30 protein-coding genes and 1 pseudogene are annotated in these 26,657 nt (G+C 34.7%); 29 read left to right on the forward strand and 2 right to left on the reverse strand.

The window, feature by feature from the left end:
- Positions 1-7 precede the first annotated feature (7 nt).
- The 25 genes from LWE_RS06160 (at position 8) to LWE_RS06280 (ending at position 21,843) form a co-directional block, all read left to right on the forward strand.
- Positions 8-2,350, forward strand: coding sequence for a phage/plasmid primase, P4 family (locus LWE_RS06160; RefSeq protein ID WP_011702028.1), 2,343 nt, complete (start codon positions 8-10; stop codon positions 2,348-2,350).
- 294 nt (positions 2,351-2,644) lie between these two features.
- Positions 2,645-2,971: a VRR-NUC domain-containing protein gene (locus LWE_RS06165; RefSeq protein WP_011702029.1), complete on the forward strand. Its 327-nt coding sequence runs from the start codon at positions 2,645-2,647 to the stop codon at positions 2,969-2,971.
- A gap of 21 nt (positions 2,972-2,992) precedes the next feature.
- Positions 2,993-3,373, forward strand: a complete 381-nt coding sequence (locus LWE_RS06170) for a DUF3310 domain-containing protein (protein ID WP_011702030.1) — start codon at positions 2,993-2,995, stop codon at positions 3,371-3,373.
- Positions 3,374-3,799: a DUF722 domain-containing protein gene (locus LWE_RS06175; protein WP_003743945.1), complete on the forward strand. Its 426-nt coding sequence runs from the start codon at positions 3,374-3,376 to the stop codon at positions 3,797-3,799. It abuts the gene before it with no gap.
- 649 nt (positions 3,800-4,448) lie between these two features.
- Positions 4,449-4,823 carry an HNH endonuclease gene (locus tag LWE_RS06180; RefSeq protein WP_011702031.1) on the forward strand — a complete coding sequence of 125 codons (375 nt, stop codon included), beginning with the start codon at positions 4,449-4,451 and terminating at the stop codon, positions 4,821-4,823.
- A 40-nt stretch (positions 4,824-4,863) separates the two neighbouring features.
- Entirely contained in the window at positions 4,864-5,238 is a 375-nt protein-coding gene (locus LWE_RS06185; protein WP_041176339.1) for a P27 family phage terminase small subunit, read from the forward strand.
- The gene (locus LWE_RS06190) at positions 5,235-6,986 is read left to right on the forward strand and encodes a terminase large subunit (RefSeq protein WP_011702033.1); all 1,752 of its coding nucleotides are present in this window, start codon (positions 5,235-5,237) and stop codon (positions 6,984-6,986) included. Before LWE_RS06185 ends, LWE_RS06190 begins: the two co-directional genes overlap by 4 nt.
- 13 nt (positions 6,987-6,999) lie before the next feature.
- Positions 7,000-8,181: a phage portal protein gene (locus LWE_RS06195; RefSeq protein ID WP_011702034.1), complete on the forward strand. Its 1,182-nt coding sequence runs from the start codon at positions 7,000-7,002 to the stop codon at positions 8,179-8,181.
- The gene (locus tag LWE_RS06200) at positions 8,178-8,762 is read left to right on the forward strand and encodes an HK97 family phage prohead protease (RefSeq protein ID WP_011702035.1); all 585 of its coding nucleotides are present in this window, start codon (positions 8,178-8,180) and stop codon (positions 8,760-8,762) included. The genes LWE_RS06195 and LWE_RS06200 overlap by 4 nt, the downstream gene beginning before the upstream one ends.
- Positions 8,753-9,937, forward strand: a complete 1,185-nt coding sequence (locus LWE_RS06205) for a phage major capsid protein (protein WP_011702036.1) — start codon at positions 8,753-8,755, stop codon at positions 9,935-9,937. Before LWE_RS06200 ends, LWE_RS06205 begins: the two co-directional genes overlap by 10 nt.
- A 4-nt stretch (positions 9,938-9,941) precedes the next feature.
- Positions 9,942-10,121, forward strand: coding sequence for a hypothetical protein (locus tag LWE_RS06210; protein WP_011702037.1), 180 nt, complete (start codon positions 9,942-9,944; stop codon positions 10,119-10,121).
- Positions 10,121-10,408, forward strand: a complete 288-nt coding sequence (locus LWE_RS06215; RefSeq protein WP_011702038.1) for a hypothetical protein — start codon at positions 10,121-10,123, stop codon at positions 10,406-10,408. Before LWE_RS06210 ends, LWE_RS06215 begins: the two co-directional genes overlap by 1 nt.
- Complete coding sequence (locus LWE_RS06220) at positions 10,395-10,700, forward strand: phage head closure protein (protein ID WP_011702039.1); 306 nt, start codon at positions 10,395-10,397, stop codon at positions 10,698-10,700. The genes LWE_RS06215 and LWE_RS06220 overlap by 14 nt, the downstream gene beginning before the upstream one ends.
- Positions 10,701-10,706: 6 nt before the next feature.
- Positions 10,707-11,060 (forward strand): HK97 gp10 family phage protein, encoded by a 354-nt coding sequence (locus LWE_RS06225; RefSeq protein WP_011702040.1) that lies wholly within the window; start codon positions 10,707-10,709, stop codon positions 11,058-11,060.
- Positions 11,057-11,380: a hypothetical protein gene (locus LWE_RS06230; protein WP_011702041.1), complete on the forward strand. Its 324-nt coding sequence runs from the start codon at positions 11,057-11,059 to the stop codon at positions 11,378-11,380. The genes LWE_RS06225 and LWE_RS06230 overlap by 4 nt, the downstream gene beginning before the upstream one ends.
- The gene (locus LWE_RS06235; protein WP_011702042.1) at positions 11,381-11,962 is read left to right on the forward strand and encodes a major tail protein; all 582 of its coding nucleotides are present in this window, start codon (positions 11,381-11,383) and stop codon (positions 11,960-11,962) included. It begins immediately after the preceding gene.
- Positions 11,963-12,006: 44 nt separating this feature from the next.
- Positions 12,007-12,363, forward strand: a complete 357-nt coding sequence (locus tag LWE_RS06240; RefSeq protein WP_011702043.1) for a hypothetical protein — start codon at positions 12,007-12,009, stop codon at positions 12,361-12,363.
- 223 nt (positions 12,364-12,586) lie between these two features.
- Positions 12,587-15,859, forward strand: coding sequence for a phage tail tape measure protein (locus tag LWE_RS06245; RefSeq protein ID WP_011702045.1), 3,273 nt, complete (start codon positions 12,587-12,589; stop codon positions 15,857-15,859).
- A 152-nt stretch (positions 15,860-16,011) separates the two neighbouring features.
- Positions 16,012-16,596 carry a hypothetical protein gene (locus LWE_RS06250; RefSeq protein ID WP_231845344.1) on the forward strand — a complete coding sequence of 195 codons (585 nt, stop codon included), beginning with the start codon at positions 16,012-16,014 and terminating at the stop codon, positions 16,594-16,596.
- Positions 16,578-18,719 carry a phage tail spike protein gene (locus LWE_RS06255; protein ID WP_011702047.1) on the forward strand — a complete coding sequence of 714 codons (2,142 nt, stop codon included), beginning with the start codon at positions 16,578-16,580 and terminating at the stop codon, positions 18,717-18,719. Before LWE_RS06250 ends, LWE_RS06255 begins: the two co-directional genes overlap by 19 nt.
- Positions 18,716-19,819: a BppU family phage baseplate upper protein gene (locus LWE_RS06260; RefSeq protein ID WP_011702048.1), complete on the forward strand. Its 1,104-nt coding sequence runs from the start codon at positions 18,716-18,718 to the stop codon at positions 19,817-19,819. The genes LWE_RS06255 and LWE_RS06260 overlap by 4 nt, the downstream gene beginning before the upstream one ends.
- Before the next feature lie 51 nt (positions 19,820-19,870).
- The gene (locus LWE_RS06265) at positions 19,871-20,173 is read left to right on the forward strand and encodes a hypothetical protein (protein ID WP_011702049.1); all 303 of its coding nucleotides are present in this window, start codon (positions 19,871-19,873) and stop codon (positions 20,171-20,173) included.
- Between the two features lie 13 nt (positions 20,174-20,186).
- Positions 20,187-20,441: a phage holin gene (locus LWE_RS06270; protein ID WP_011702050.1), complete on the forward strand. Its 255-nt coding sequence runs from the start codon at positions 20,187-20,189 to the stop codon at positions 20,439-20,441.
- Positions 20,441-21,403 carry an N-acetylmuramoyl-L-alanine amidase gene (locus LWE_RS06275; RefSeq protein WP_011702051.1) on the forward strand — a complete coding sequence of 321 codons (963 nt, stop codon included), beginning with the start codon at positions 20,441-20,443 and terminating at the stop codon, positions 21,401-21,403. The genes LWE_RS06270 and LWE_RS06275 overlap by 1 nt, the downstream gene beginning before the upstream one ends.
- 23 nt (positions 21,404-21,426) lie before the next feature.
- Positions 21,427-21,843 (forward strand): hypothetical protein, encoded by a 417-nt coding sequence (locus LWE_RS06280; protein ID WP_011702052.1) that lies wholly within the window; start codon positions 21,427-21,429, stop codon positions 21,841-21,843.
- A 94-nt stretch (positions 21,844-21,937) separates the two neighbouring features.
- Here the strand turns inward: LWE_RS06280 and LWE_RS06285 are convergent, their stop codons facing one another.
- Complete coding sequence (locus LWE_RS06285) at positions 21,938-23,188, reverse strand: hypothetical protein (protein ID WP_148264570.1); 1,251 nt, start codon at positions 23,186-23,188, stop codon at positions 21,938-21,940.
- Between the two features lie 86 nt (positions 23,189-23,274).
- On the opposite strand from LWE_RS06285, the gene LWE_RS06290 reads away from it, so the two are divergent.
- The 4 genes from LWE_RS06290 (at position 23,275) to LWE_RS06305 (ending at position 25,585) form a co-directional block, all read left to right on the forward strand.
- Complete coding sequence (locus tag LWE_RS06290; protein WP_011702054.1) at positions 23,275-23,478, forward strand: hypothetical protein; 204 nt, start codon at positions 23,275-23,277, stop codon at positions 23,476-23,478.
- Between the two features lie 527 nt (positions 23,479-24,005).
- Complete coding sequence (locus LWE_RS06295; RefSeq protein ID WP_231845351.1) at positions 24,006-24,545, forward strand: matrixin family metalloprotease; 540 nt, start codon at positions 24,006-24,008, stop codon at positions 24,543-24,545.
- A 15-nt stretch (positions 24,546-24,560) separates the two neighbouring features.
- Entirely contained in the window at positions 24,561-25,202 is a 642-nt protein-coding gene (locus LWE_RS06300) for a hypothetical protein (RefSeq protein WP_011702056.1), read from the forward strand.
- A gap of 149 nt (positions 25,203-25,351) precedes the next feature.
- On the forward strand, positions 25,352-25,585 hold the full coding sequence (locus LWE_RS06305) for a hypothetical protein (RefSeq protein WP_011702057.1): 234 nt from the start codon (positions 25,352-25,354) through the stop codon (positions 25,583-25,585).
- A gap of 327 nt (positions 25,586-25,912) precedes the next feature.
- On the opposite strand, the pseudogene LWE_RS14870 reads toward LWE_RS06305, so the two are convergent.
- A pseudogene (locus tag LWE_RS14870) lies at positions 25,913-26,628 on the reverse strand (tyrosine-type recombinase/integrase).
- Positions 26,629-26,657: the final 29 nt, after the last annotated feature.

Here is a 26,657-nt window from a genome sequence, read left to right on the forward strand (position 1 = left end):
CACAAACGTGTATGAACAAATTCCAGACGAATTAAAAAAATTAAAGCAATGGTGCGCTTTTCAACTGGTTTGGGATGAAGAGCGTGGCAAAAATAAAAAGATACCAATGAACGCAAATACTGGAGCATATGGCAATAGTGTAGACGAGCGAACTTGGGCAGATTTTGAAACTGCCCTTGCTTCACTCGAAAAGTATCAATTCGATGGGTTAGGATTTTACTTCAAGGCGCCGTATTTTGGCGTGGATATAGACGACATAAAAGACGATATTCAAGATTATTTATATGGAAATACTGAAAATATTGCTGGTGAGTTTATTCAAACGTTAGCTAGCTACACTGAGTACAGTGTGAGTGGGACAGGTATTCATATTATTGCAAAAGGCGATTTTCCGGAAGGTGGTCGGCGCAAAGGTAATATTGAAATGTATCCGGATGGTCGGTTTTTCGTTATGACGGGTCAAGTAATTGATAACTACAGACAAGTCAATGAAGCGACATCAGCAATAAAAATACTGCATGAGAAATACATCGGAACAATTGAAAACACATCACTAACTAAGCATCAAAATTCATCAAATGATTTGTCTGAAAGTGAAATATTGGAAAAAGCATATAATAGCCAAAATGGTCCATACTTTAAAACATTGTACGAGGGAAATTGGGAAGCATATTACGCTTCGCAGTCAGATGCAGATCTAGCTTTTGCAAATATGTTAGCTTTTTGGACAGCAGCAGATTATGACAAAATGGATACTATTTTCCGAGATTCAGGGTTGATGCGTGATAAATGGGACCAAAAACGAGGGCAAAACACTTATGGACAAATAACATTAGGTAAAGCTATATCAGGTTGTTCAGAAGTTTACTCGCCTAAACAGAGTGGCAACAGTTACAATATCAACTTAAAGTCGCGTAAAAATTGGGCGCAATTATTAAATGAAAGACGTAAAAAAGAATTAGAAAAGCTAAAAGAAGAATGGTTAATAAGTGGTGGGAAAGGAAAACAACCGAGCGTTATATCACCAATTGGTTGCGCTATTATATTGAAAGAATTCTTCCGTTTCTGCTTATTTAATATGAATGAAAACACTCGATTAGCTATGTATTTAGAAGAAGATGGCATTTGGACACAAAATGAGACTTACATTCGACGTTTTATCGGATTTTTAGAACCAACACTAAATGCAAATAAAGCGAGTGATGTTATTTATCATTTGTGGAAAGGTGCCGAAGTAAAAGAAAAAACAGTATCAAAGTATCTTATACCAGTTAAAAACGGTGTATTCAATCTTAAAACAAAGAAATTAGAAGCCTTCACGCCTGATTATGTATTCACTTCCAAAATAGCTACGCCATATGTTGCAAATCCACCGAAACAAAACATAAATGGGTGGGATGTTCATACATGGCTGGATGAAATAGCATGTGGTGATGAACAAATAACATCACTGTTGTGGCAAGTTATCAGCGCATCCTTGAACGGAAATTATTCACGAAAAAGTTCTATTTGGTTGCTAGGAGATGGAAATAACGGTAAAGGGACTTTTCAACAGTTATTGCGTAATTTAATCGGAAATTCTAATATTGCAACACTAAAATTACCGCAATTTCAAGAACGTTTTTCCTTATCAATTTTAGAAGAAAAAGTATGTTGCATCGGTGACGATGTCCCAGCTGGTGTGTATATTGATGATTCTTCCAATTTTAATTCTGTTGTAACAGGTGATGAAATTATGGTGGAGCAAAAAAACAAACACCCATATAGCGCAAATTTTCATATGACAGTGATTCAGTCCACTAATGGTATGCCTAAAATGCGTAATAAAACAGATGGAACATATCGCCGTTTTATTATCGTTCCATTTAAAGCTAATTTAAAAGGTGGAAAAGACAATTGGAAGATTAAAGATGAATATATACAGAATAAAGAAGTATTACAATATATTTTATTTCATGCAATCAATATGGATTTTGAACGATTTGTTGAACCAGATGTATCAAAAAAAATCATGGAGGAATATAAACTAGATAACGACCCGATTTTAGATTATTACGAACGTATTTTTAAAGAATATAAAAGTACTAGAATTCCGCTTTATGTTGTCTACGAGTTTTACAAGTATTTTTGCGAATCAAATAATTTAAAACCAGTTGGCGATCGCTCGTTTTATAAACGTTTTGGTGAAATTCTTTCAGAAGAAGGTTGGGAAAAAGGTAAACATAAGTTAAGCGGTAAGTTTGACCCTGCAGATACTCCAACAGGAATACATCCTTACCGTTACCAACAACCAAAGGATTCCGTCACTTATGTGTGTTTCATAAAAAATAATACATTGAAAGTTGTTTGATTTTTATAAAAAAGTTACCGAAAACACCCAAAAGTTACCGTAAGTTACCGTAAATAAAATTTGGGTAACCGCGAAACACTAACAGACTCTAAGCGTTAGAAAGAAAAGTTACCGAGTTACCGTTTTACCTCAACTCTTTATACTATTTATAAAAAAAGTAAAAAATATAAAGAGTTGACATTTTTCGGTAACCTCAATAAAAAACGTCCAAAGTACTAGAGTCGCAATCGATTTCAAGGTTACCCATTACGGTAACTTTTCATTTTCGGTAACTTCGATTTCAGGAGGTATAAAATGACAGCAGAAATGGATATACAAAATTCTATACGCTTAGCCTTAGCGAAAAAAGGACATTATGTTTTCAGAGCAAATGTGGGAAAAATCAGAATGCCGAATGGACGTATTTTTGACACAGGTTTACCAAAGGGGTTTCCAGATTTATTCGGTTTTCGTGGGACGGATGGAAAAATGTTCTTTATTGAAGTGAAAAATGAAATCGGGAAGTTAAGGCAAGAGCAGAGAAACTTTCAACAAGCGATGGAAATAACACCTGCCTTGTGTGGAGTAGCTAGGAGCGCAGAGGAAGCATTGCAGATTGTTGAGGGGTTACATTTACATTGATGACAGCATAAGGAGGAGACTATGAAACTATATCATACAGAAACACAAGAAGATTATAATGCGTTGATGGCATTCGTGGAGAAAAAAGGATATGAATGGAATACAAAAGAAAAACCTACAGAATACAATTGTTGGAACATTTTTAAGAAGGAAACTGTAATAGTAATAGAATATGATATTAATTTAGGTTTTGCGTCAAAAGAATATTGTGAAAGAGTATATTCTGATACACCAATCAAAAAATACAAAGTGAAACAAGACGAAGTTGCGAAGTGGTTCGATGACGCTGCCGGGAACATACTTAAATACGTTTCGCGTTATGAACACAAGAACCGCATTGAAGATTTGAAGGAAGCACAGTTTTATTTGAATGATTTGATTAACTGGATGGAGAGTGATTAAATGTCAAAACGATTACGACAAGCGCATTATAAATTAATTGAAGATGAACTTCGTTACTATCATTCTACAAAAAAAGAAATACTAGAAAAACGTGCAAACATTGTCATGGGATCTATACATCAAGAATTCAAAGATGAGAACCAAGGCGGCGGTTCTTCTGGTCAGATATCAAATGAAGTAGAACAACGTGTTATGCTATTACAAGTCGATAAAGAAATACAAAGAATGTCTGATATTGTCAGAGCAATTGATACGGTATTGAGCACGTTGTCTGATGAAGATAAGCAACTGATTCATTTTAGATACTGGGATAGGAGTAGACCTACTTGGTTGTGGATTGCTTGTAAGTTGAATATCAGTGAAAGTACGGCTAAAAGAAAACGGAAAGAGATTATATATAAAATTGCCGCGCGATTAGGTTATTAAAAAAGTTGACCCGTTTATGACCCGTTTGACATGTTTTTCCATGTTAATATTATAGAGTAGAGAAGTGAAGATGATTACAAATAAAATAATATATTAAGTCTGCACTTCACTTCTCATCTATAATCACATGATGATATAGCAGGAGGTTGCTATATTGCCGGACAGAGGCTTTGTATCTGATCGTTGGTCTTAATGGGAGACGCATCTCATTCCAACTTCACTAGTCCCAACAAGAGACACCTTCTTGTTCAATCTCAATACTCGTGACGGAATAGGTAGACGAATCACAGGATAGAACTAATGTGGCTAAGAAACGTATGTCTGAGCTTAAAACTCCTGTAAAACAAATTAATTAGTTTATGCAAGGTGCAAATCCTTGCCGAGTATATTAACGACAATGCCTTCTCTCTGTTTAATAGCAGATACGTTCTGGTGGGAAGGCTTTATAATATCCAGTCTCATGCTGTACGCAGTGTGGAGATACCTCAGCCAAATTGGTAAGCACTAAGCATATTAAATGAGGAAACAAAAGACAAAGCATTGACGAATGCTACCGTAGAAGTCCTACTGGTTTTATAACTACGGATACATAAAACAATGAAGTCCAGCACATTGCGTGTTGGGCTTTTTTATAGGAGCGAACTAGCGAATGTCTTATAAAGCAACAGATCCATTCTACTTAACATCAAAATGGAAACGAAAACGGAAGAAGATACTACGACGAGATGAATACCTTTGTCAGGAGTCGAGGCGTTTTGGACGAACAGAATCAGCAGAGATGATACATCATATCTTTACTAGAGAAGAGTATCCCGAATTAGCATTCGAAGACTGGAATTTAATTTCTTTATCAAATCGTTCACATAATTCAATGCACAAGAGAGAAACTCACGAACTGACAGCAAAAGGTTTGAGATGGCAAGAAAAACGAAAAAAGGAATTCGAGTCATTTTACTCATCCCCCCCGTCAAACATTTCAGAAAAAAACTCTGGGGATACCGAGGGTGGGGACTTTTTCCAATAGCGCCACGTTGAGAAAACTTTTTTTGAAAGGAGGAGCTACAATGGCGAAAACAAAAAAAGTGGAAAGTGTAGGAAAGTATAAAGCACTTTCAATCAAAGAGAGAGTTATTCAAGATATGAAAAGTCTAGGTGTTTATAAAGTAGAATATGACAACATAATTACTATTTATTGCGATTTGCTAAATCAATATAACGATGCGCAAGAGAAATTCATTGATTCTAACTATCAATATGAAACTTCAACAGCTGCCGGAGGAACAAAAAAATCCGCTATTGTAGCTACTCTGGAAAATCTAAGAAAAGATATTATTGCTTATTCAGACCGATTGTGTTTAAATCCTAAAGCTATTGAAAACATCACAACTGAGAACAAAAAACAATCCAGTTTAGCGGATATATTGAGTGAAATGCGATGAGTTTAAAAGATTTTACTAATCATGCTAGTGTGATGAATTATGTAAACGAAGTAGCGAAAGGTAAGAAAATAGCAGGAAAAGAAATCCAACAAGCGGCAAAAAGATTTAAAAAGGATTTAAAAAATAAAGAATATGAATTCAATCCTAAGGACGCAGAATTTGTGATTGGCATTATTGAAAGAACGTTTGTTCACGATCAAGGTGAACGGATTGACGGAACACCGCTTCGAGGAACACCGTTTATTTTAGAACCGTGGCAAAAATTTATTATTTATTCCTTATTGGGATTTTATATAAAAGGTACAATCATTAGGCGTTTCAAAGAAGCGTTTATTTTTTTACCTCGAAAAAATGGTAAAACAAGATTTGTTGCTGCATTATCGTGGGCTTTAGCACTTTTAGAAAGAAAATCAGGTTCTAAAATTTATATCGTCGGGGCAGCGTTGGAACAATCGTTACAAAGTTTTAATTTTATTAATTTTAATATTAAAGAAATGGGAGAAGAAAATACATTTCGTGTTTTAGATAATAATCAAGAACATAGTATTTCTGGTGACTTTGGAGATGGTTCTTTATATATCAAAGCATTAGCGGCTAATCCAGACCGCCAAGATTCTCTAAACTGTAATGTAGGAATTGCCGACGAGTTGCACGCTTATAAAACACCAAAACAATACAACATTATTAAAGAAGCAATGAAAGCTTACACAAACAAGTTGATGGTTGGTATAACAACAGCTGGTGACAATATGAGTTCCTTTTGTTATCAACGTTTACAGTATTGTAAAAAGATTTTAGACGACACTGTGACAGATGAAGCTTATTTTGTTTTTATAGCGAAAGCAGATGAGGACGAAAAAGGCGAAGTGGATTATACGGATCCATTACAACACGAAAAAGCAAATCCTAATTATGGAATTACAATCAGACCAAGTGATATGAAAAATGACAGTTTACAAGCGCAAAATGACCCGCAGCAAAGAAAAGACTTTTTGTCTAAATCATTAAATATATATACTAGCGCAATGAAAGCATATTTCAACATTGATGAATTTAAAGCATCAGATTCAAAGTATGATTGGACTTTAGAAGAACTAGCTAAATTTCCTATTAAATGGTATGGCGGTGCTGACTTGGCGAAACTTCATGATTTGACAGCGGCGGCACTGTATGGAAGGCACATCACTGATGACGGTGTAGAAGTAGATATCGTCATCACACACGCTTTCTTTCCTATTATAATGGCAAATAAAAAAGCCGACGAAGACAATATCCCTTTATTTGGTTGGAAGGATGATGGGGTGTTAACAATGACGAATACGCCGACGACTAATTTCGCAGTTATTGTTAATTGGTTTAAAGAGATGAAAAATAAAGGTTTCGACATTAAACTTGTAGGCTTTGATAAAAAATTCGGTCGTGAATTCTTTTATTTAATGAAGAAAAGCGGCATTAAAATAGTAGACCAACCACAATATTTTTACAAAAAGTCAGAAGGTTTCAGACGAATAGAAACAAAAGCAAAAGATGGACATTTCTATTACTGTCACAATCAATCATTTGAGTATTGTGTTCAAAATGTGCGTGCTATCGAAAAAACTGACGACATGATTCAATACGAAAAAGTGGATGGCGATGGAGGTTCTCAGCGTATTGACTTGTTTGATGCTGCCGTATTTGGAGCAGTGCAGATGTTAGAGGATATACAAATGAGTGCAGTAGCTAGTAAATGGCTCAATTCGAATTGAGGGAGGTGAACAAATGAATTGGAGAATTAAAGTCCCGTGGAAAAAGAAAAGGTCAAAAGATTTCGGGTTTGTTTGGAATGGTGAATCATATTCTTTTGCTTTAAATAATGGATATACAAAGCTATCCGATAACGCAGAAGTTAAAATCGCTGTTGATAAGATTGCGGATTTAGTTTCAAATATGACTGTACATTTAATGGAAAACACGGAAAAGGGTGATATCAGAATTAGAGATGAATTATCTCGTAAAATTGATATAAACCCCTACTCGCTCATGACAAGGAAAACATGGATTTATAATATTGTTGCAAATTTACTGCTTTATGGTGATGGAAATGCAATTGTGCTACCTGAATTTAAAAATGGATTAATTAGTGAGTTGAAACCACTTGATCCATTGCTTGTTGATTTTGAGGTAAGTGAAGAAACTTATAAAATAAATTATAAAAATAAAACATATAGTCCAGACCAGTTAGTTCATTTTGCTATAAATCCAGACCCAGAATATCCATTTATTGGCACTGGATACAGAGTCTCTTTAAAATCGCTTGTGGATAATTTGAACCAAGCAACAGCAACGAAAAAAGCATTTATGAGTAGTAAATTTATGCCGAACTTAATTGTAAAAGTAGATGCGAATGCGTCAGAGTTAGCCTCTGAAGATGGTAAAAATAAAATAGAAGACATGTACTTAAAGCGAACAGAGGAAGGAAAACCTTGGATTATTCCAGCCGATTTAATTGAAGTAGAGCAAGTTAAGCCTTTGAGTTTAACAGACATTGCTATTAATGAAGCAGTAAATATTGATAAAAAGACAGTAGCGGGACTCTTAGGAGTACCTGCTTTTTTTCTTGGTGTAGGTGATTTCGATAAAAACGAATTTAACAACTTTATCAATACACGCATCATGTCTATTGCAATGATTATTTCACAAACGTTGACACGAGACTTATTGATTAGTCCGTCACGATATTTTAAGTTAAATCCTCGAAGTCTTTACTCCTACGATATTACTGAATTGGTAGCAGCAGGTGGTCAAATGGTAGACAGAATTGCGATGGATAGAAATGAACTTCGTGACTGGATTGGTATGGCTCCGCGAGATGACATGAAAGAACTACTTGCATTAGAAAACTTTATTCCATCTGAAAAGTTAGGGGATCAAGGCAAACTTAAAGGGGGTGATAATGAATGACTAATAGAAATGGAGCACGTCAAATTGTGAACAGACGGGCAGAACTTAATACGAATGAAACAAATGAAAGTGAAAAAGTCATTGAGGGCTATTTCGCTGTTTTTAATTCTGAAACAGAGTTATTCCCCGGAGCATTTGAAGAAATATTACCTGGCGCATTTGACAACACATTAGATAACGATGTCAGGGCTTTAATCAATCACGATACAGCCCTTGTTTTGGGCAGAAACATATCTGAGACACTCTCACTCCGTGTGGATGACACAGGGCTTTGGGGACAAATTAAAATCAACCCTCTAGACACGGATGCCATCAACTTGTATGAGCGTGTAAAACGCGGTGATGTGAGTCAATGTAGTTTCGGTTTCAACATCATAAAAGAGCAAGAAGAATGGCGCGAAGATGGTTCGGTCAAATGGTCTTTACAAGAAGTGGAACTTCATGAAGTTTCTGTCTGCACCTTCCCAGCCTATTCAGACACTGGAGTGGAAGCAAGACAAAATGATGTCAAAAAACATGAACAACGAAAATTAGAAGCAAAGAAAAATCAATTAAAGGAGAGATTGAAGTTATGGCATTAAAACAATTAATGATTCAGAAAAAATTAGATTCTAAACGAAGTGATTTAGAGGAACTGGAGACACGTTCAAAGACATTTAAAGAACGCGAGGAGGAATTAACTCGTGCGCTTGAAGAAGCAAAAACAGAAGAAGAAGTAAGTACTGTTGAAAAGAGCGTAGATGAGTTAGAAAGCGAAAAAGAAAAGTTAGAAAAAGAACGTGATGAATTGACAGCAAAAATTGAAGAACTAGAAAAAGAGTTAGAAGAAGCTAATGGTGAAACTACTTCAGATGATGTAGAAAAAGGAGAGGGCGAGGAACGCATGGGAAAATATAAAGATAAAGAATTACGTAGTGCAGTAAATACATTTATTCGAACAAAAGGTCAAACACGAGCTGGGTTAGTATCTACTGACGTGGGTGTTGTGATTCCAGAAGAGATTATTTATTCACCAGAAAGAGAAGTAAAAACTGTCACTAACTTGGCAGAACTGGTTTCTAAAACAAAAGTTAATACAGCGTCTGGGAAATATCCGATTTTAAAACGTGCCACTTCCCGATTGAATTCAGTTACTGAATTAACTGCAAATCCTGAATTAGCTAAACCAGAATTTGTTCAAGTCAACTGGGAAGTTGAAACGTATCGTGGAGCTATTCCGATTTCACAAGAGTCCATCGATGATGCTGCTGTTGATTTAGTTAGTATTGTATCTGAGAATGCACAAGAACAAAAAGTCAATACAACAAACTATGCGATTTCAGAAGTGTTAAAAACTTTCACAGCAAAAACAGTAGCGAATACAGATGACATCAAACAAATCCTTAACGTCACATTAGATCCAGCGTATGAAAGAACTGCAGTCGTGTCACAAAGTTTTTTACAATGGGTTGATACTTTGAAAGATTCAGACGGTCAATATATTCTACATCGTGACATTACTTCAACAAGTGGAACGTCGCTTTTTGGCATTAAACTAGAAGTTGTAAACGATGAATTACTTGGACTCGCAGGAGAAGCGCATGCGTTCTTAGGTGATTTGAAGCGTGCGGTACTATTTGCAGATCGCACCGACATCACCGCTCGTTGGGTAGATAATGAAATCTATGGTCAGTATTTACAAGTCGGCACTAGATTTGATGTTAAAAAAGCTGATTCTAAAGCGGGTTATTTCCTAACTTTCACTAAAGGAGCGTAATCATATGAGTAAATATGTCGTATTGAAAACTTTCTCTGATTTAGAAGATGGTAATCATATTTACCAAGAAGGAGACAAATATCCCCGTCAAGGTAAAGCAAAAAAATCGCGTATTGATGAATTATCTTCTACAAGTAACAAGTTAGGCGAACCACTTATCATTGAGTTAGAAAGTGATAAGTAATGAGTACAGATACTATTTTAGAACTGGTAAAAGCAAGGGAAGGTATTTCTAGCAATGTTAGAGATACCTATTTGCTTGCAATTATTGATGGGGTTATTCAAGAACTAGAAAATGAAAAAAGTATTGCCTTGGATGAAAAAGACGCTAATCATTTAATGTTCGTAGTTGATTACACTTCGTGGAGATATAACAATCGTGATTCTGATGATATGCCACGACATTTACGGTATCGTTTGCATAATCTCATTATTCAATATCGAGAGGTGCCTGTTGATGAATTGGAATGATGAAGTGACTTTAGTATCAGAAAAACTTGTTACTGACGAGATAGGAAATCAAATACCAGAGTCAATTGAAACTACAATTCTATGTGAGAAGAAAAATGTTACACGTCAAGAGTTTTACGAGGCGAGTACTAGTGGATTCAAACCATCCCTCGTTTTGAATATTCATGGATATGAATATGGGAATCAGACGAAACTTGTTTTTGAAAACAAGCGGTATGTAATTATTCGAACATATAGCGTTGATTCAGAGAGACTAGAACTCACTTGTGAGCGTGATTTAGGAGAGCGGTGATTTGACTTGAAGATAAAAGGATTAAATAACGCCATCGCTGACGTATTGAAAACATACACTAAAGATATTGAACAAGAACTAGAAATGATTCAAAAAAAAGTCGCAACTAATGCTACGAAAAAACTACAACAAAGAAGCCCGGTAAAAAAAGGTAGATACGCGAGAGGGTGGAAAGCTAAAAAGACTTCCACTGGATATGTTATTTATAACGCCTCTGACCCTGGTAAAACTCATCTTTTAGAAAACGGTCATGCTAAACGAGGCGGAGGAAGAGTTAAAGCCTACAAACATATTGAACCAGTAGAACAAGAAGCAATACAAGAATACGTTCGAGAAGCGGAAAGGGCGTTGAGACAATGAACTTAAAAGATATTTTAAACGAAACAGGACTACCTGTCTCATACGACCACTTCACCGAAACGGACACTACACCAATTCCTGCTCTTCCGTATCTAACATATAACGAGTCTGACAGTGTCAACTTAATGGCTGATAACATTGTATTGAAAAAAATATCAAATTACACCATCGAACTGTATACAGAATATAAAACACCATCAACAGAATTACTTTTAGAAAATGCTTTAATGGCAAACAAACTGCCTTTCAATTCCTCTCAAACAGAATGGATAGAGGATGAAAAAATGTATGTAAAATATTATTATGTGAGGATGATTTAAATGCCCGAAACACAAGAAAACAAAGTATTATTTGGATTAGAAAATGTACATTATGCAACGTATACGGAGGCAGATGGAAAAATTACTTATGCGAAGCCAAAACCTCTGCCTGGCGGAGTAGAAATCTCTGTCGAGCCGCAGGGAGATATGATTAAGTTTTATGCAGACAATATTGTCTACTACCAAGCGCCAAACAACCAAGGGTACGAAGGCACATTGACAATTGCAAACATTACAGAAGAATTTGCGATTGATTGTATTGGTGAAGAACTTGATAGTGTAGATGGTGTTCTTACAGAAAAATCTAATGCAAAACCAAAACCATTTGCTCTGCTTTTTGAATTCGATGGAGATGTAAAAGCGGTGCGACAAGTTTTATATAATTGTACTGCAAGTAGACCTACAGTAGCATCAGCGACCAAAACAGATTCAACAGAACCAAATTCAAATGAATTAACGTTTTCAGCTGGACCTCGTTCTACAGACAAAGCTGTAAAATCGAAAACATCTACAGGTGTTACAGATACCGTGTACAACAATTGGTATAAAGCAGTTTATGAAAAAACACCAGCAGGAGCCTAGAATTTTTCTAGGTTCTTTTTTTTAGTATTTTAGGAGGATGAGAAATGGAAAAAACAATTGAAATCGATGGTCAAAAAATCCAGCTTAAAAGTACAGGAGCTACAGTACTTAGATACAAGCAACAATTTGGAAAAGATTATTTTGGCGAATTACTAAAAATGACAAATGCAATTGAACCAATGAAACAAAATAAAAAAATGAATAGCTTGTCGAATAGCGATTTATCCCTTTTAGACTTTGAAGTGATTTATAATTTTGTTTGGGTTCTTGCTAAAACTGCTAATGCTAATATTCCCGAACCGATTGAGTGGTTGGATGGCTTTGATTCATTCCCAATTATGGAAATCATGCCAGAAATTGAGGATCTTCTTGCTTCTAGTATTCAGACGAAAAAAAAGTAACTGACACGTCTCAAAATGCCAGCGATGAACCGTTGACAGCTGAGGCGTTTTTATATATTTGCAAACAAACTGGATTGACTATGGACGACTTGGACATGATGACATTGGGTTCTTGTTTGGACTACTTTGCAGAATATGAAGAAGCTCAAAATCCAGACAAAAAGAAAAAAGTCAGAAGAGCATCACAAGCTGATTTTGATGCGTTTTAGGAGGTGTAATAAAAATGGCTAAAGGTAGAATTCAAGGTATCACAATTGAAGTTGATGGCGATACAAAAGGGTTGAATTCAGCTTTAAAAAGTGTTAACACTCAATCAACTAAGTTAACTAGTGAATTGAAAGATGTTGAAAAACTATTGAAATTTAACCCTGGGAATGTTGAAGCACTTGCGCAAAAACAGCAACTTTTGACAAAGCAAATAGAAACAACTACTCAAAAATTAAATCAACTAAAGCAAGCAGAAAGTCAAGTGGAAGCACAGTTTAAAAGTGGTGAAATTGGTGAAGAGCAATATCGAGCTTTTAGACGAGAAATCGAGTATACAGAAGGCGCTTTGAATGGTTACAAAGGACAATTAAATAACATACAAGTAGAACAAGAAAAATTAGGTCAAAACACAAAAAGAATTAATACTTTATTTGATGCAACGGGTTCCAGTGTGGATGATTTTGCGGACATTTTAGGTGGTAGACTGACTAACGCAATTCGTAATGGGACAGCTACATCTGACCAGCTAGAAGAAGCAATAAATAAAATCGGTCGAGCGGCATTAGGAACTGATGTTGATGTTGGCAAGATGAAAAATGCACTAGATACGATTGATGATGGTAATAGCATTCAGAGCGTGGAGACAGAACTTAAAGGTTTATCTACTCAATCTGATAAAACTAGTGAAAACTTAGAAGGAATGAGTAAAAAGTTAGATGCTGGTCTTCTTTTAGAAGGAGCTGAGGCGGTTCAGGGTGTTACTGATAAAGTAATTGAACTTGGAAAGAGCGCTTTTACATCTTCAATGGAGTTAGATAGTGCTACAAATAAATTCAATAATAACTTTGATTTAACTGGAAAAGCCGCTGAAAGAACAAAAGACTCGATTGTGGATTTTTATAACACAGGATTAGTAGATTCTTATGAGGAGGCAGGAGAAGCTTTAACTCAAACAAAAAGACAATTACAAAATCTCAATGATACAGATTTGGCTAGTGTAACAGAAAAGTCCGTAGCGTTCTCAAAGACATTTGATGCAGATATGACAGAAAGTTTACGTGGGGCGAATGCTTTAATGGAGACATACGGCATGACTGGCGAACAAGCTTTTGATATCATGACCGTCGGAGCACAAAATGGCTTGAATAAAACGGATGAATTAGGAGACAACTTAGCAGAATATGCTAGTCAGTTTGAACAAAATGGATACAGCGCACAAGGGATGTTTGAGACGTTAGAGGCAGGATTAGATGGCGGTGCTTACAATCTTGATAAAGTTAACGATCTGGTGAAAGAGTTTGGCATACGTATTTCTGATGATTCTATAGGTAAGGCAGTGGAAGGATTAGGCGGAAAATGGAAATCTATGTATGATGATATGAAAAAAAGTGGAATGGACAATAATGAAATATTTGCCAGTTTGGCGACTGAAATAAATAAAGTTGGGGATGAGCAAGAAAGGGCATCAATTGTGTCTGCTATATTCGGTTCCCTCGGAGAAGATAACACGGTTAAAGTCATTACCGCTATGGGTGATTTAAACGGTGAATTAGGAGACGTTCAAGGTAAGTATGATGATGTAAAGGGTGCATCAGATAAACTCGCGGATGGTGGAACTGAACAAAATTTAACAAAAATGTGGCACGAATTACAAACTGCACTCATGCCAATCGGCGAATATTTGTTAGAATTAGCGAACGCAATTGTTCCGAAAGTCATAGATGCGATAGAAGGTTTAAAGAAATGGTTTGACGATTTAAGCCCTTTCGCAAAAACTATTTTAGAATTCATTGGGTTATTCGCCGGATTAGTTGCTGTAATAGCGCCGATTGTAATCGCTGTTGCTGCAGTAATAGCCATTTTCGCTGTTTTAGGTTCGACAGTGGGTATAGTTATAGCTGCAATAGCTGCAGTCATAGCCGCAGTCATATTAGTGATAAAAAACTGGGGTTCTATTGTGGAATGGTTAAAAGGTGTATGGGAAAAAATAAGCGAGTTTTTCATAAACTTGTGGGAAGATGTTAAACAAATTTTTTCAGATGCTTGGGAAGGTATAAAACAGTGGTTCATAGAACTTATGATTGAATGGGCTACTTGGATTTATGAATTTTGGAATGGAATAGCTGAATTTTTTGCAAACATTTGGAATGGATTAAAAGAAAGCTGGATGGAATTTTGGGATCCTATTATCCAATGGTTTAAAGAGAAATGGGAACTAATAAGAACATCTGCCGCTGAAATATGGCAATCCATAGTTGACACAATTGTCAACGTGTGGGACGGATTAATGGAATTCTTAGATCCAATCATCAGTCTAATAAGTTCTATAATTGAAGGTGCTTGGATGCTTATAGTGGCAGCTACACAAATTGCGTGGGCAGCATTTGAGAAATTTATACTTGACCCTTTAAAAAATGTGTGGAAATGGGTACAAGATTTATTTGGGAAAATAGTTGAATGGGTAAAAACGAAATGGGAAGAAGTAAAACTTATTACAAAGCTTGCTTGGATTCTATTTAAAAAATATATGATTGACCCTGTTGTTAGCGCATATAATTATGTGAAAGGTAAGTTTTCAGATTTAGTAAATTGGCTGAAAACAAAATGGGAACTAGCAAAATCTATAACTGCTGCCGCTTGGAGTGTTGTTAAAGAAAAAATGATTACCCCTATTGTGGAAGCATACAACAAAGTCAAGAACAAAATATCTGACATGATAAACTCTATCCGTTCTAAATTTGACGATGCTAAAACAATAGCTAAAGAAAAATTTGATGATGTAAAAAAGGCGATAGTTGACCCTATTGAAAAAGCTAAAGAATCAGTAAAAAACATTATTGAAAAGATTAAAAACTTTTTCACTAATCTTAAACTTAAAATACCTAAACCATCAATGCCAGATATGCCGCATTTTAGCCTGAAAACAAGTTCTAAGAAAATATTTGGTAAAGAAATATCATATCCAAGTGGGCTGAATGTGGAATGGTATGCAAAAGGTGGTATTTTAACAAAACCAACCATGTTCGGCATGAATGGTAGTTCTGTAATGGCTGGCGGAGAAGCTGGTAACGAAGCTGTATTACCTTTGAATGCAAAAAATTTAGGTGTTATAGGTAAAATGATTGCTGAAACAATGCCTCAAAATGGCGGAGACACATATGATTTAACTGTAAATGTGAATGGCAATGTAGATAGGAAAATGATTGATTTAATGAAGAAAGAAATGCAAAAAATTCTTATTGAACAGACAAGAAGAAAAGACAGTAGTATGGGAGGTGTGACCATTTGAGGAGCGGAGAGTTCATATTTAATGACATAAATTTTTATGAAAATAATGTATATATCCAAGAAAGACCAGAAATTTCACGAGCGTATAGGAATGAGACAATTATCGAAATTCCGGGCAGGTACACACCTCTAACAAAATGGGATGGGACATATTTGCCAGTTGAGTTCACATTATCTCTTTTTCTAAAAGCAAGAAAACCGGAAACTGCAATTGAAGAATATTATAATATGACATCTAAACTACAAGACCCTGTTTCTCATCTAGCGAGATTCTATTTTGATGAAAACTATTATTATTCAGTAAAATTCACAGAAATAAACTTATCGTATCAGACGAACTATGTCGCTGGAGTTCCTTTCACCGTAAAAGCAACTTGTTCCCCCTTGAAAAAAGATTTATCAGGTATTTATCCCACTGATGTTGAAAATGGAACTAAAGTTTATAACATCAATTCTAGTATATCTCAACCACTTATTGAATTTACTGGTTCAGGAAACATAACGATAAATGTGAACGGTACTGAATTCGTATTTAAAAATTTACTAACTGGAGATTATGCTATAGATAGTGAAGTGAGAGAAGTTTATCAAGTGATAGATGGTAATTTTGTATCTATAAATAATAAATATTATAGTAAAAATTCGTTCCCATTCTTTGATTTAGAGGAAAATATAATTTCATGGAATGGTAATGTGTCAGAAATGAAGGTGACGCCAAAATGGGCAAGCGTGATTTAAATGTACCACTTTTATATGAAGCAAATGAGACGGAATTTTTGCATAGTGGCATCTGTTCTTTATCAGAAACAGTACGGTGTGAAGTGCACGAAGTTATGAATGCAGAATTTGAATTGGAACTAGAGTATCCAGTAAATGGTTTACATGCGCATGAATTGATAAATGGACGTTACATCTCAGCTTTTGTAGATACTCAAAGAGGTTATAATCCTTTTGAAATCGATACTGTAGAAAAAGACTTATTTGCCGACACATTTATTGTAAAAGCATCGCATCAAACGAATCAGTTGAGAAAAAAAATGGTTAAAGAATTTAAAGTAGATAAGGTTTCGTGTGGGATGGCTATGAATAGGTTGAAAAACGCTTTAATTGAACCTACAAGTATTCAATTTTATTCAGATATTGAAACTTTAAATAGCACGTGGTTACGTTTCAAAAATGCCCTAGCTTGCGTAGGTGGGGTAGAAGGTTCTATTTTAGACACCTGGCGTGGAGAAATTGAGAGAACAACAAATAAGATATCAATGTTGAAAAAAAGAGGAACAGACAGCGGCGTATCAATCGCATACAGAAAAAATATGACTGGTTTGAATATAAACACAGATACTTTAGACATGGTGAATGCTATTATGCCTTACGCAATAAAAGCGGTTGGTGATTCTGACACAGTTATCTCTCTTTCAGAGAATTATATATATTCACCGGATTTTGTAGCTGGAAACGAAATAAATGCCGTTGAAATTGATTATTCCTCTGATGAAAACGTAATTGATGAAAAGACACTTAGAAGTGTAGCAAAAAACTATTTTTCTAGTAGTGTCATTAATGAGCCGATTTTAGACTTAGAAATTAGTTTTCAGGATTTAGGACAAACAGAAGAATACAAAATGTTTCAAAACATGAATCGAGTTTTTATTGGTGATACACTCTCTGTGTTTCACGATGAATTGAATGTACAAACAACCGCTCGAATGGTTGAATTTACGATGGACAGTTTGAGAGGTGAATATGTTAATTGTACCGTCGGTAGTGTCAAGAGTGATTTAAAATCAACGATGACAGCAGGAATGGCTACAAAAGATGAAATAGAAGCTGGTGACAATCGTATGCAAGAATATGTAGACGATTTGACTAAGCAAATAACAGGAAACCAAGGCGGAAACTTAGTTATTCGTCCACCTGAAAAACCAGCAGAAATGTTGATTATGGACACTGATAATATTAGCACAGCAGTCAATTTGTGGAGATTTAATCAGATGGGGCTGGGTCATTCAAAAACAGGTTATAATGGTGAATACACTATTGGTCTCACTCAAGATGGTAAAATAGTAGCAGATTTGATAGCGACAGGGACTTTAAGAGCTATTGACATTGAAGGCGTGACAATTTCAGGTTCAGCTGGTTATTTTGATGTTTTATATTCGAGTTTTTTACCTAGCAAACCATCACCGCAATACCGAGAAGAACTGCAGATGGGCGGCGGAACAGGATTTAATTTACAAGCGCAGTCTACAACAAAACAATATCCCGCCATGCAAGTTAGACTGAACACAAACGGAGATTTAGGACTTGCTATTGAAGCTGTGAACGAAAATACAGGTGCAATTGATGCGGATAGAGTTGTCAGACTATCACCTTTTGCAGGAATTGAAACACCACTCTTACAAAGCGATGGGTGGTGTTGTATAGGTGCTAATCCGGACGGGAAAACCGCCTCTATTGATCGTCACACGTGGGTTTCTGGCGGTGGTCCTCAACTGCGCTATGTGCCGCATCGAGCTAGTAATTTTGAGACAGCTTCGTCGGAGGAATACAAGAAAAACATACGTAAAGTAAAGAAAACTGCGTTTGGTAAAACAGCTAAGCAAGTCATAAACGAAACAGATGTTTTCACTTATTCACATATTGCAGATGAAACAAACGAAAAGAAAATCGGTTTTATAGCTGAACAAGCTTCTGATTCGCTGACTACCGCTGACGGAAAAGCAATAGATTTATACAATTCTGTCGCATGGTTATATCAATACGCAAAAGAAAACGAAGAAGAAAAAGAAGCATTAAAAGCAGAGGTAAAAGAGTTGAAAAACTTAGTAAATAAACTGGTAAAAGAGGTGAGCGAATGAGTGCTTTAAGAAAAATAAATGCAACATTAGATTTAAATAGAAAAAGTTGGAACATTGAGCGCATTGAGGCAATTCAAGGCGATATTGATTCTCTGATGATAGCAGTTCAAATTGTGGAAAACGGTAAACTAAAAAACTTAACTGGCTATAAAGCAACGTTTGCGGTAGTTTTACCGGACACAATCAACTATGTAATTGACGATTTACATTTTAGTAACGAAAAAATGGATGAAGGTTACTTTGAGTATACATTTGTAAAAGAAGCATTTTCAGTCGCGGGCGTATATGATACAGCACGTTTTATTTTGCAAAATGAAGATGGCACAGAGCTTTCTGGAATGCCTCGTTTTACGTACTATGTTGAAAAAGACCCACTTCAAGGAAAAGTAGTTGCAGAAAGCTATGTAAGTGATTTCGAACGTTTAGAAGCTTTGATACATGATGTTGAATTAGAAATTGATTCATTGCACACCGAAATTGACAAAGAAAGTGCTCGTCTTAATACAGAGATCGAAAAAATTGATGCAAAAATAGATACAGAAACGAGTAAGCTTCAAAGTGAAGCAGCCGACTTACAACAGCAATTTGATAACATAAACCCTGAGCAATTCGCACAAAAAACTGCTTTGGATGAACATGTTAATGATGCTGATATTCATGTTACAGTGACTGATAAAACAAACTGGAATGCAAAAGAAACAGTGGAAGGCGCACAGGCTAAAGCAGATAAAGCGCTAAATGATGCTAAAGTAGACGCTGCTGCTCTCTATGAGCCTAAAATTACTGTAACAGCGTGGGCAGCGCCGGCATTAAAAACAGGGTTCTCTATTCTAAGCTCGGCATATCCACCATTATATAGATTAAAGGGGAGTACGCTACAATTAAAAGGCGCGATTGGTCGAACGAGCGCGAAGGGCGTAATGTATACACTTCCAGCAGGCTACAGACCGTCAGAACGTCGTGGGTTTTCAACGCCTTTGGTTTCGTCAGTTTCAGGCACAGTTGCTACAATATATATTCAACCTAACGGAGATGTTGAGCTTGTTGCAGCGTCGCAAGATTCGCCTGTATGGATTGAAATTTCATTAGATATAGATTAAGCCAATTTGGCTTATTTTTTATGGACACAACGGACAAGGGGATGATGGAAATTGGAAGTGACAAAAGAAAAAGTAAGTCGAATGGAAAGGGAAATGCTCGATTTAAAACGCAGAATCGATGACATAGAGAACCGGAATCATAAAAAGGACCTTGACGAAAAAGAAGTAATACATGACATAAAACGTTCTCTATTAACTCTCGAAGGAGATTTAAAAGCAGCATTGGAACAAGCTGAATCAAGAGAGCAAATAGCAATTCATGCAGCTGAGCGATCAAGCACAGGTTTTTACTGGGCAATAGGGTTAGTAGCTGTGTTGGTATTAAGTTCTATTGTACGTGGTTTTTTAATGTGAGGGAGGAATAATAATGAAAATTAATTGGAAAGTACGAATGAAATCGAAAGTTTTCTGGGTATCTGTTATCCCGCTTGTACTAGTTTTAGTACAGCAAGTACTTGGTTGGTTCGGCGTAACAATTCCTGCGGACACAATTAACAGAGAGGCGCTAGACATGATTAATAGTGTGTTTCTGCTACTGGGTGTCTTGGGTGTAGTTAATGACCCAACAACGCCTGGCGCAAGTGATAGCGAACTAGTCCAAAATAGAAAGGAAGTTAAATAATGAACACATATTATAATGTAACTTCAAATGCAGGTCATTCGCATAAAGTTGAAGGAGCAACCGGAAACGGATACAAAGAACATGTTGAAGCACTTAAGTATAATAACGAATTTATTGCAGAACTCAAAACCATTAATGTAAAAGCATTTAATACGACTTCGGAAGCTGGCACACAAAGCTCGATTCTTGTAGAACAAGCGAAAAAAGCAAACACAGTAAGTAGAGCAGGGCGCCTCGATGTTTCATGGCACTTTAATAGTTCTGCAAATAAATCAGCAACAGGTGTTGAAGTACTCTATTATGACAACGCACAAAAGCAACTTGCGGCAGATGTGTCAGCTGCGTTAGCGAAAACGCTCGGGATTCGAGATCGAGGACCGAAACAACGCAAAGACTTGTATTTCCTTGCGAATACAAACGCACCTGCTATCTTAATTGAAGTAGCATTCATTAGTAACGCAAATGATATGAAATCGGCAACTACTAAGCGAACAGCTGCTGTTAAGACTGTAGTTAAAGTCATTACTGGCAAAGACGCAGCTGCGAAAAACACAAATCCGAATCGACATGATGGGAAAGTCGTTGACAGTGCGCCACTATTGCCAAAAATGGACTTTAAATCAAATCCTGTGCGCATGTATAAAGTGGGGACGGCGATACTTGTATATGAGCATAATCAATATTGGTACAAGACATATATTGACGACAAACTATACTACATGTATAAGAGTTTTTGCGATGTTGTAACTAAAAAAGATGCAAAAGGTCGCATCAAAGTTCGAATTAAAAGCGCGAAAGACTTGCGTATTCCTGTATGGAATAATACGCGACTGAATTCAGGTAAAATCAAATGGTACAAGCCTGGAACAAAACTTTCTTGGTATGACAACAAAAAAGGGTTTTTAGAATTATGGTATACAAAGGATGGTTGGTATTACACAGCTAACTATTTCTTAAAATAAATTATGAATCGGAGGCAACAAAGATGGTACAAAAAAATATCGTAGTAGAATCAGGAGTAAAAGTTTATAAGGATAAAACGTTCAAAAAAGTAGTTGCAGAGCTACCTAAAGGCGCTATTTTTAAATACGAAAGCGGTTTTTGCGAGTTCAAAACTACGAAAGGTTACACAAATCGCGCAAACTGGACGTGTCCGGCTGTATCAGGCAGCTATGTTATTGCGCTAGCAAAAGTAACGCAAAAGCTTGCCGAAAAAGTTGGCGATAAAGGAATATTTCAAGTTTCAAAAGGCAATATCATTCGCGTAGATCCTTCGAGCTTAAAAAACGGCTATGTGAATTGCGCTGTTTTCAACGACGTGTGGGAATGGGGCTTCAAGATTAAACTTGCAGATGTGAAACGATGCGAAACGTTAGCTTATAACTCAATAGCAAAATTATAGTATACTGCCCTCGCATTTTGCGGGTTTTTTGTCAAAATGAAAAAGGAGCCTTATTATTTGGCTCCTTTTCAAGTAATTGGGAGGAAGTAATAATTTAAAAAAATTTACTTAATTCATTTAAAACAGAATCATATTTTATTTGATTAGGCATTACTCCACCTTGACCAGGAGTATTTTTTAATAATTTCACATTACCTGTTTCAAGAGAAAAATCCAAATTGACAATTGAAGACTGGCTGTCAATAAATAAAATTAATTTCAGAAATTCTACGGATTTTACATCTAATAGGACAGCAAGATTCAACCAATATAAATTGTCTGTGGAGATACAATGATTTTGTTTATCCAAAATCGTAATTTCGCTATATTGATTTTTTCTCTCAGCATTATTTCTAAACCTAATTCCAACAATGTCCCCTAAAGGATTTCTAGGAATACTCATTGCAATAATAGTCTGAATAGATGTTTTGACGTAATCAACAGTGGGTATAGTATCATTTCTTTTCGTATACTTCTTATCTATCGCATTGCAAAAACTTCTAACAGGTTTTTTAAAAGATTCTAATTCTTTATCAATTTTTTCTCTTACATCTTTTAATAAATTTTCCTCAATATCAAATAATATTTCTTTAAAATTTAAGATTTTTTTGTAACTTATGGGTTTTTGAAATGATTCAATAAAATCAAGTGTATTTTTGATGCGACCAGACATGGTGCTAAATCTTTCATCTGTATTTACAAAATTTTCTACTTCTTGGGTACGAATATGCAAAAGTTGTCGTCTAAAATCAAATTCAACTATCGTTGGATAGACAATATCATAAGTAATATCATCGTTCTTATCATATATTTGATGTTGACGGCTATCAATCATTGTTAATCTCAATGATTCCACGACTCCTGGGGAACTCTCAGTTAGTCTATAGCCACAGATGATAAAATCTTTATTTGATTTCTTACCTATGTTGTCAAGTATTTTATTATTAATTGGCAGTTTCCAGTTAATTAATCTTTGACCGTTAGTTTCTAATTCCTCATTTGATAACTTATAAATATAAGAATTAAATAAGGAGTCTTCAGCAATTATAAACATTATCTCATCGAGTTGTTCAAGTGTTAAACTGCCGTTCTCAACCATTGCTGCTAAACTCATCGAAGCATACTCAGAAGAATCTCTATTAATCTCTCTGAATACTTGGTTATATGTTGTGAATGTTTTCTTCAGTATACTTTGTTCATCTTTGCTGTTCGCTATTTGTTTGATAGCATTTAGAACCTTCTTTATTTTTATAAAAGGTCTTAATAAAATAAGTTTTTCGTAAACGCTCTCATCGAATTTTATCATGTACATTTCATCTCCTTGTTGTTAATGTAATTTCCTCCCAATTTTAGTATACATGATTTAATTAAAATAATCTTAATCGAAAGGAAGTGTTCATATTGCAATATGATGAAATTGTAGAATATGTTACAAAAATGATAGGAGAAGAAAATTTTAATGTTTTCCATATTACGAGAAAATATAGAATTGGTTATGATATGGCTCAGTCTTATATTAATGAGATGTTGAAAAATGGAATTATTAGCCAGATCAAAACTAGTGGTATTAATAATTCATATAAAGTAATTGTATAAAGAAAAACGTTAACCCCCCTAACCTCAACGTTAGGGCTTTTTTTATGCAAAAAAACACGCTAAACTTATGTTTAGCGTTTGCTGCATGTCAATTGACTCAGCGAAGTTTAGTTGAATGAAATGTAGACAGAATCTACATAAATATTATTACATATTCGATTATTAAGAGTCAATATTTTTAATGTTTGATGAATAATTATGCGCATTTATTCAAGGAGGATTAATAGTTAATGTTAATTACTTAAATAAAATGATTTAATTTAACATAATTATGCATTTTCCAAAGTATGAATTTGAACTTTCTGTCACATTTACACTCATGTCTGTATAAACTATGAATAACAACTCAGTATGTTATCTATTTGTGATTAAAATACGATAGTACTCATATTGTGTGATAATTAGTCTAAATAAGCTCTGATTTAAGTCGTTCATGACAAGAAACGGACATTTCATTACATTTTTGGTTATACATTATATATTTTTGATATCATTTTGAGGTAAGAAAAATTATAAAAGGAGACTACATCATGAATAAAACGGGAGTAAAAATTTTAATTTTCACAGTATTATTGTTAACAATCTTGATTCCAACAAATGCAAATGCTTATACTAAAAACGGTCATTATATGACTAAAGCGGCGGCGAAAAATTTCAAAATTTATATTAATGGCTCTGCCGCTGGTTATAAAAGCATAATAATCAATGGTGCAAAAGTGTGGAATGTTTCGCCTTATTTGAATACTGTAAGTTTAGGAAATGATGTGAATCCTCATTTTACAGTAAGTACTTCAAAAGTGGATAGAGGTAGCATAGTTGCAACAAATCAGCCCTGGATATTAAAATCGACACCATCTATACGGGTTAAAAGTGAAATTACTACTTATAATGCTTTTAAATCATTATCCACTAGTGATAAGACAGAGACAATAGCTCATGAATTTGGACATGGCTTTGGATTAGGGCACATAACCACAAAGAATGGAATTATGTTAGCTAAGGGATTTACGAAGAAAATAAAACCGCAAGCAGACGATTTAAATGGTATTAAATCTATATATAAATAAAAGGAGGTTTGAAAATTGAAGGGTAAATTATTAGTTGTTATTAGTTTGGCAAGTATATCTTTATTTACGGCCTGTTCGAATAATGAAAATGTGGATGAAAAGCAAATAAACGAAAAAGAAATAGAAAAAGTTAAGCCGAAAAATGGAGTGATTTCTTATCATGGTAAATACCTTGATTTAGCTGAAAATATGGGAGAACTAGAGGGAAGTTCACCTATCATTGTCACAGTTACTAAAAACTCTGAAAAATCTTCTGTAAAAAAGGAGTCTGTAGACAGCGATATTCCTACTGAATTTTATACTTTGAGTGAAGTGACAGTCAATAATATAGAAAAAGATGAAACAGGTTTATTAAAAGAAAACCAAAGTATTAAAATAATAGAAGATAGCGTTGAAAATGTTTCGGTTGATGGAGAAAAATATGATTTAACCATTGATGGTTACAAAAATATGAATAAAGGTGAAGAGTACACACTTTTTATAAGAAAAAGCAAAACAGGTGATAATTATGTATTAACAAATGCCGTTTTAAGTAAATATCCTGTTGAGAAGGAAACTGAATTATTTCTAGAAGATGGAGAGAATATAGAGGAATCAGTTGAGGTGGAAGATACTTATAAGGAAATTTATCAAGATGTTTTAATTGAATATAATTAAAACGTTTAATTAAAAAGATTTCGACGTGATTGTCGAGGTCTTTTTTTGTTTTAATAATGCTATAAAAAGTATTTTGATATAGTGATATTCTATTTAACTCTTGATTTTAAGAACGTTTGTTCGTATAATGTTAGCAAGAGGTGACGAAAATGTATAATTTAATTGATGATATTTTAGAACATTCAATAGTTTTAGTAGATGCACTTAAGCGTAATTGGTCAATAGAAGTACTGTTTTTAAAGAACAATCATCATGTGCGATACAAGTATGTAGTTCCTGTGTATTTAGACTATGAAAAACATATTGTGCAGCTTGAACAATTTGACGAACGAATAATTGACATTAATATAGAAGATATTGTTTTTTGTGAGGTTATGACATGAGAGAATATAGCTTTAATGATTTTAAGTATATTTGTTATATTGAAGGAAAAAGAAAAGGTGTAGAAAAGTTATTTTCTAATCTAATAGCTAACAAGGATATTAATTTATTATGCAAAAAAATAGTAAAAGATGATTTAATTTTACATGATATATACGAATATTATAAACGATATTTATGACAATTTTTATGACAATTAGCTTAGAATGGCTGTATATCAACACATATTAATCCCTCTCAGGACGTAAGCAAAAGCGTTATAAACGTTGGTAATACAATGTTTATAACGCTTTTTTGTTTTATGAAGTTCAAAAAAAGTACAAAAAGTTTTAAATTTCATTAATCTTGTTCATTAACTCATTTACTTTATAAGATTCTTTTTGCTCCATTTCATCAATTACATGCGAGTAAGTTTCTAAAGTTGTTACTATAGTGTTATGTCCCAATCTTTTAGATAGATACTTTATATTACAATCATTATATAAAAGAAGCGTAGCGTGTGTGTGGCGTAATCCATGAACACTAATATCATTATTGATACCTAACTTTATACATTAGCGTTTTAATGATTTGTTTATAGCGTTGTTAGAAGGAGGGATATTGTTAATGCTAATAAAAACTAATTTGTTTTTATTAAATGACGAGTCCTTACATAGACGTGACGTTTTCTTGTAGTTTCCTTCGCATGCGTTTTCGCAAATTCATTAATAGCTTTTTGATATGTTGTTCTATTAACATCATTTATTTTTAATCCAACAAAATATTTTTCACAGAATTTTATTGCATAATCATAATGTTTATCATTTTCTATTGATTTTTTTTGCTTTCTAAAAGTTGTATACCATTCTTTAAAAGTCTCAACGAAATTTGCTTCACCAGCGTTTATGTCTACTCCTCTATGCAATTTGTCTTCCATTTCAGAAGCTGCTAATAAAGCTTGCTTTTTTGTCGGAAATCCGCTTTTGCTCTTTACTTTGTACTTCCCAGCTTCTTTATATGAAACGCGATATTTCCAACCTGTTTCAGTTTTTACAATATTGGCCATAATAGTACTTCCTTTCGTACATACTTTCT

Origin of the sequence: Listeria welshimeri serovar 6b str. SLCC5334 (assembly GCF_000060285.1) — a bacterium.
Classification (GTDB): domain Bacteria; phylum Bacillota; class Bacilli; order Lactobacillales; family Listeriaceae; genus Listeria; species Listeria welshimeri.

Excerpts from the sequence above, each read along its gene's own strand:
- LWE_RS06205 (WP_011702036.1), top strand. The coding sequence starts at position 8,753 with ATGGCATTAAAACAATTAATGATTCAGAAAAAATTAGATTCTAAACGA.
- LWE_RS06175 (WP_003743945.1), top strand. The coding sequence starts at position 3,374 with ATGTCAAAACGATTACGACAAGCGCATTATAAATTAATTGAAGATGAA.
- LWE_RS06260 (WP_011702048.1), top strand. The coding sequence starts at position 18,716 with ATGAGTGCTTTAAGAAAAATAAATGCAACATTAGATTTAAATAGAAAA.
- LWE_RS06195 (WP_011702034.1), top strand. The coding sequence starts at position 7,000 with ATGAATTGGAGAATTAAAGTCCCGTGGAAAAAGAAAAGGTCAAAAGAT.
- LWE_RS06210 (WP_011702037.1), top strand. The coding sequence starts at position 9,942 with ATGAGTAAATATGTCGTATTGAAAACTTTCTCTGATTTAGAAGATGGT.
- LWE_RS06230 (WP_011702041.1), top strand. The coding sequence starts at position 11,057 with ATGAACTTAAAAGATATTTTAAACGAAACAGGACTACCTGTCTCATAC.
- LWE_RS06305 (WP_011702057.1), top strand. The coding sequence starts at position 25,352 with ATGTATAATTTAATTGATGATATTTTAGAACATTCAATAGTTTTAGTA.
- LWE_RS06190 (WP_011702033.1), top strand. The coding sequence starts at position 5,235 with ATGAGTTTAAAAGATTTTACTAATCATGCTAGTGTGATGAATTATGTA.
- LWE_RS06200 (WP_011702035.1), top strand. The coding sequence starts at position 8,178 with ATGACTAATAGAAATGGAGCACGTCAAATTGTGAACAGACGGGCAGAA.
- LWE_RS06255 (WP_011702047.1), top strand. The coding sequence starts at position 16,578 with ATGGGCAAGCGTGATTTAAATGTACCACTTTTATATGAAGCAAATGAG.
- LWE_RS06215 (WP_011702038.1), top strand. The coding sequence starts at position 10,121 with ATGAGTACAGATACTATTTTAGAACTGGTAAAAGCAAGGGAAGGTATT.
- LWE_RS06220 (WP_011702039.1), top strand. The coding sequence starts at position 10,395 with ATGAATTGGAATGATGAAGTGACTTTAGTATCAGAAAAACTTGTTACT.
- LWE_RS06180 (WP_011702031.1), top strand. The coding sequence starts at position 4,449 with ATGTCTTATAAAGCAACAGATCCATTCTACTTAACATCAAAATGGAAA.
- LWE_RS06270 (WP_011702050.1), top strand. The coding sequence starts at position 20,187 with ATGAAAATTAATTGGAAAGTACGAATGAAATCGAAAGTTTTCTGGGTA.
- LWE_RS06285 (WP_148264570.1), bottom strand. The coding sequence starts at position 23,188 with ATGATAAAATTCGATGAGAGCGTTTACGAAAAACTTATTTTATTAAGA.
- LWE_RS06240 (WP_011702043.1), top strand. The coding sequence starts at position 12,007 with ATGGAAAAAACAATTGAAATCGATGGTCAAAAAATCCAGCTTAAAAGT.
- LWE_RS06165 (WP_011702029.1), top strand. The coding sequence starts at position 2,645 with ATGACAGCAGAAATGGATATACAAAATTCTATACGCTTAGCCTTAGCG.
- LWE_RS06185 (WP_041176339.1), top strand. The coding sequence starts at position 4,864 with ATGGCGAAAACAAAAAAAGTGGAAAGTGTAGGAAAGTATAAAGCACTT.
- LWE_RS06235 (WP_011702042.1), top strand. The coding sequence starts at position 11,381 with ATGCCCGAAACACAAGAAAACAAAGTATTATTTGGATTAGAAAATGTA.
- LWE_RS06280 (WP_011702052.1), top strand. The coding sequence starts at position 21,427 with ATGGTACAAAAAAATATCGTAGTAGAATCAGGAGTAAAAGTTTATAAG.
- LWE_RS06170 (WP_011702030.1), top strand. The coding sequence starts at position 2,993 with ATGAAACTATATCATACAGAAACACAAGAAGATTATAATGCGTTGATG.
- LWE_RS06275 (WP_011702051.1), top strand. The coding sequence starts at position 20,441 with ATGAACACATATTATAATGTAACTTCAAATGCAGGTCATTCGCATAAA.
- LWE_RS06245 (WP_011702045.1), top strand. The coding sequence starts at position 12,587 with ATGGCTAAAGGTAGAATTCAAGGTATCACAATTGAAGTTGATGGCGAT.